The organism is uncultured Romboutsia sp. (assembly GCF_958366745.1).
In the GTDB taxonomy this organism is placed as follows: Bacteria; Bacillota; Clostridia; order Peptostreptococcales; family Peptostreptococcaceae; genus Romboutsia; species Romboutsia timonensis.
On the sequence record NZ_CATXCO010000194.1, the window covers coordinates 1 to 4,417 of the forward strand.

The following is a 4,417-nucleotide window of genomic DNA, read 5'->3' on the forward strand; positions in this document are numbered from 1 at the left end:
TAGTTTCTTTTAAAGTATCTATTTTCTAGACTTTGTATTGCATATTTAAATTCTTCTATAAATTCATTTTGATGTATATACTGTTGTAAATTTTCTGATAAGCATAACATATCATTTTCTTTATGGAAGTATTGTGCTGTTTTATCTACTAGGTGTTTTATAGGGTTGTCCTTTGCTAGTTTTACATATTCTTTTTTACCCCAGTTTTCATATCCTTGTGTGCTTTTTTGACCTTGTAAGTCTTTTGCATTTTCTTTATTGCTATAGAATTTTTTAAAGGAATTATATATGTCATCTTCATCTATTTTTATCTTTATATTTCCGTTATTATAAACTGCCCATAGTAAAGGTATTTTGTAGCTTTTACTCATACTTGTATTTTTTATTGTATTTATAAAGTCTATTGCTTCTTGATCTAAGTTGTTATGATTAAGATTTTTCTTTTCTATAGTTTCCCAACTTCTTCCCATTATGAATCTCCTTAAAGTGTATTTTATATATTTAATTATATCAAAAAATACCTTTATAAAAATAAAGGTATTTTAATTTATATATTTTCAGCTAAACTAAGTTCTATAGCTTTTTCTATTTCTTCAATTATTTCTTCTCTAAGTCTTGCACAGCTTCCTTGAACTTGATACATTCCTTGTTTGAATTTTAAAACTGGCTTGTCAAAGATTTTTTCTATTTGTAAATCTGCTACTAAACCATCTTCTTCTATGTCTATGTATGATTCACTTACTACTGTTCCTGTTGCTATTATGCCTTTTTCTTTTATGCTATTTCCACCTAGGTGTATGTAGAACTTGTCCCCTAGTTTTACGCTTTTAGTGCATTTCCATGGTTCTATATGTCCTTCCTTTTTTACATTGTCAAAGAATTCCATTTGTCATTGTTGCATATGAATATGTATGTATTGTCTTTCATATTTTAATTCCCCTTATTTTTTGATACTTATAAATATAATTACTTTTAGTAAGTAGTATATTTTATGCTAAGTCTAATTCTAATCCTTTTTCACTTAGAAACCAATCTTTTACTTCATATTCATCATATAAGCTTTTTTCATCATTTTTAGCATATAATCTTACTTTATAGTGTTTATTTTTATTATAGAATTTCTTACTATATTCTAAATCTGCCATACATAAGTATGCTTTATTGTTTTTGTAATCTATTGTATTAGCTATTTCTCCCTTATCTGTTACAAGTCCTAGATTTACAAATAGTCTCATTTCATTATCTATTACTCTATACCATCTCATATATCTTTTTGCTTGTGCTATTTCTTCTTTTTTTAATCCTCTTTGTAATATATTCATATTTCTCTCCCTAATATTTATTATTTACTACTATTGCCTATCGCTTTAAATCCAGTTTCTATTTCTATAATATTATCATATATAAATTCACTCCATATAGGCTTTTTATTATTTCTATAAAAAATTCTTACATTAGTATCACTTATATCTTTTAATAGCTTTTTTACCCACTCCCCTCCACAATCTCTACACATATATAGTACATTATTTTCTCTATCTAAGTGATTACTGTATATGTAATTTGACTCTGGTTTATTATTCATTCCTTCATTTACAAATAATAACGTTTCATTATTTACTTTTACTTTCCATTGTATATTTCCACGTTTTACTCCTAATTCTGATCTTGTATATTTACCTTTTAACATTTCTTCCCTCCTGATTTCTGCTATATATATATACATGATTAAAGTCTTATCTCTATTTTTATTTACTCATTTATATATCCCGGTCCATAAAATCCTAAATCAATCTTTCTAATTAATTCTTTATTAACTCCAAAATGTTGTGCAACCTTTTGGTAACTTTCCCCACTTTTCTTTCTTTGTTGTACAGTTAACCTTGATATAACTTTTTTGCCATTATTATTTTTTACATTCTTTACTTTTATTACCTTAACAGAATTTCCTCTACTCTTTCTTTTTTTGTCCTGTTTATTTTTATCTATCTTATAAGTTTTTTCTATTCTTTTTCTTGTTCTTTCTGCTAATGCTCTATTTTCTTCTGTATCAAATTCATTACTTAATTCAAATTGATTACATTGTTTCCAATAATCATACCCTATTTCGCTCATTAAAACATGCTTTACATCACATGATTTATCAACATTATAATTAATACAATTGCTACATGATATTCTTTTAAGACCTGGTACTTTTTCTATTATAAATGATGTTCCTAAACTTTCTTTTTTAGGTTTCCGTCCTCTTATTGACATTAATAACTCTCCCTATCTATATAACTTAATCATATCTTCTAAACTCTTTCTTACATCATCTCTAAGTTCAGGAGGACTTATAACATTAGCATCTGCTCCTAGCTGTAAAACCCACTTAGTAAGACCTGTACCGTACTGTGCGTTAAACCTTGCTTGGAAAGTGTCATCATCTATCTTATGTAACTTAACATCATCACCTAGTTCATCTATAACTAAATTAAGTAAGTTCTTATTAATTCTTAAAACTACTTCACAGTCATCTCCTGAAAACATTTTAAAGTTTTTCTTAGCATATATAGCTGCATTAAACTTTCCATCTTCATATCCTTTAATTTCTTTTAATGATCTTCCATCTTCGTCTAGTACAATTACATCTTTCATTCTATCAACTCGGTAATTTGTTAAGTCATTATATTTATTGTGAGTTGTAACTAAATAGTAATGGTCTTCTTTTAATATAAGTCCTATTGGTGTTACTGTGTATTGTTTTTTATCTTCGCTATCTTTATATGTTCTATATACTAATTCTTTTTTATAATTATAATCACAATAGTTAAATGTAATTTTTTTTCCTCTACTTATAGCTGCGTCTATACTATTTATATTATTTAGAATTCCTTCATTTATAGATTTAGCTCTATCAGGTATAGATACTTGCTTGTAGAAATCATATCCTGCATATTCATTTTGAAACTTACATAGTTTTCCAATTAATTCTGCAGTTTTTTTCTTAGTCATAAATCTATTTGCTGATAGAGAATCAACTAGTATTCTTAATTCATAACGCTCTATGTCTTTAGTTACTAGTGCGTATCCAATTTTATTATCTTTATATGTAGTAATTTCAAATCCCAATTCTTTTAAATCATCAACATATTGATATATAGTTCTTCTGTCAAGATCTTGTTGTAGTTCTATATTCATTCTTTCATATATTTCAGTTTTCATTTTTTCATTTATTTCTTTTACAGATAATATCATATGATTTAACTTTGTTTTTTTTACTTCTTTTGATATTTCTTCGTGTGGATTTATATTTGAATATTTCTTTAGAACCTCTAAAAATATATAAAATTTAATATTATTATTAATTTCGTTGCTTTTCATCTCTTGTTGTCGCTCCTTAAATATTTACGTTACTATTTTAATAATTTTCTGAATTTTTCACAATATGTAGTCTGTACATATTTATGTATACGTAGATTTTTGGGTAAACTTTACATAAAAATTAATTTTAATAAAATAAAAGCCGTTAGTTTAATAACCAACGGTTTTTATTACTATATTTCGTCTAAATATACACTGTCGATTTTCTCGACACCTATTTTAATCTAAGCTTCATCTTCAATATCTTGTAATCTGTCGTATATTTCTATACATCTATATTTTGCATAGTATAAATGTCCAACATAATTTAAAAATTCTTCTTTACTTTTATTTTTATAATCATCCTCTATATCATCTATTCTAAAGTCAATTTCTTCTTCAAATATTCCTCCACAGGGACCACAACCATCAATAATACTTCTGTATACTGTTGCTACTTCATATAATTCAAGTTCTAAATCATTATCATTTGGGTCAATTGCTTTTATTGTAAGTTTCTCTTCATTAATAGATACTTCTCTCATTATACTAATTCCAATTTCGCTTACTATTTCTTCAAATTCATGTATAAGTTCTACTGCTTCATTGGCTAGTTTTAGTCTACTTTCTATATGCTCAAGTTTTTGTATAGAATCTTTCGTTTGACTATTCATTATGTTTTCTCCTTTATCAATCTTTATATATTATCGCTTATTACATCCTTACTCGATACAATAAATCCTTTTTCTACTAATATGTTTCTATCATTGTCTGATGCTGGTAAGAATCCTTTCATTAACAATTCTTTTATATAAAGTTTATTGTATACAAACGGAAATACTAGTGTAGATATTCCAGATGTTATAATTGCACATACTAGCATTATACCTGCATATTTCCAGTCTCCTCTTAGTGCTGGCACAAATGGTCCAAAGAAAAATGTTGTGAAGCTAAAACCGATTTTTGCTTCTTTTACCATACCGATGTCGTTTTTTAATCTTATTATCATTTTTTCACTCCTTATGTTTTTCTTATGAGATTATTATATAAAAATTTTAAATATTAAAAATAT

General features: G+C 26.1%; 8 protein-coding genes. All 8 read right to left on the reverse strand.

Annotated features, from left to right (window positions below; genetic code table 11):
* On the reverse strand, window positions 1-470 hold a 470-nt coding region (locus Q5F54_RS10950; RefSeq protein ID WP_331562766.1), incomplete at its 3' end, for a hypothetical protein.
* A gap of 77 nt (window positions 471-547) precedes the next feature.
* A complete protein-coding gene (locus Q5F54_RS10955; RefSeq protein ID WP_302334424.1) occupies window positions 548-886 on the reverse strand; it encodes a hypothetical protein in 339 nt (112 codons plus the stop codon).
* 103 nt (window positions 887-989) lie between these two features.
* On the reverse strand, window positions 990-1,322 hold the full coding sequence (locus Q5F54_RS10960; protein ID WP_302334425.1) for a hypothetical protein: 333 nt from the start codon (window positions 1,320-1,322) through the stop codon (window positions 990-992).
* 20 nt (window positions 1,323-1,342) lie between these two features.
* Window positions 1,343-1,690 (reverse strand): hypothetical protein, encoded by a 348-nt coding sequence (locus Q5F54_RS10965; protein ID WP_302334426.1) that lies wholly within the window; start codon window positions 1,688-1,690, stop codon window positions 1,343-1,345.
* Between the two features lie 62 nt (window positions 1,691-1,752).
* Window positions 1,753-2,259, reverse strand: a complete 507-nt coding sequence (locus tag Q5F54_RS10970) for a hypothetical protein (RefSeq protein ID WP_302334427.1) — start codon at window positions 2,257-2,259, stop codon at window positions 1,753-1,755.
* 12 nt (window positions 2,260-2,271) lie between these two features.
* Window positions 2,272-3,366, reverse strand: a complete 1,095-nt coding sequence (locus tag Q5F54_RS10975; protein ID WP_302334428.1) for a YafY family protein — start codon at window positions 3,364-3,366, stop codon at window positions 2,272-2,274.
* Window positions 3,367-3,590: 224 nt separating this feature from the next.
* On the reverse strand, window positions 3,591-4,019 hold the full coding sequence (locus Q5F54_RS10980; RefSeq protein WP_302334429.1) for a hypothetical protein: 429 nt from the start codon (window positions 4,017-4,019) through the stop codon (window positions 3,591-3,593).
* A gap of 23 nt (window positions 4,020-4,042) precedes the next feature.
* On the reverse strand, window positions 4,043-4,354 hold the full coding sequence (locus Q5F54_RS10985; RefSeq protein WP_302334430.1) for a DUF2628 domain-containing protein: 312 nt from the start codon (window positions 4,352-4,354) through the stop codon (window positions 4,043-4,045).
* Window positions 4,355-4,417 lie beyond the last annotated feature (63 nt).

Bases quoted from the DNA above. Each gene is read 5' to 3' on its own strand.
- Q5F54_RS10955 (WP_302334424.1), bottom strand. From the start codon at position 886: ATGGAATTCTTTGACAATGTAAAAAAGGAAGGACATATAGAACCATGG.
- Q5F54_RS10960 (WP_302334425.1), bottom strand. From the start codon at position 1,322: ATGAATATATTACAAAGAGGATTAAAAAAAGAAGAAATAGCACAAGCA.
- Q5F54_RS10965 (WP_302334426.1), bottom strand. From the start codon at position 1,690: ATGTTAAAAGGTAAATATACAAGATCAGAATTAGGAGTAAAACGTGGA.
- Q5F54_RS10970 (WP_302334427.1), bottom strand. From the start codon at position 2,259: ATGTCAATAAGAGGACGGAAACCTAAAAAAGAAAGTTTAGGAACATCA.
- Q5F54_RS10975 (WP_302334428.1), bottom strand. From the start codon at position 3,366: ATGAAAAGCAACGAAATTAATAATAATATTAAATTTTATATATTTTTA.
- Q5F54_RS10980 (WP_302334429.1), bottom strand. From the start codon at position 4,019: ATGAATAGTCAAACGAAAGATTCTATACAAAAACTTGAGCATATAGAA.
- Q5F54_RS10985 (WP_302334430.1), bottom strand. From the start codon at position 4,354: ATGATAATAAGATTAAAAAACGACATCGGTATGGTAAAAGAAGCAAAA.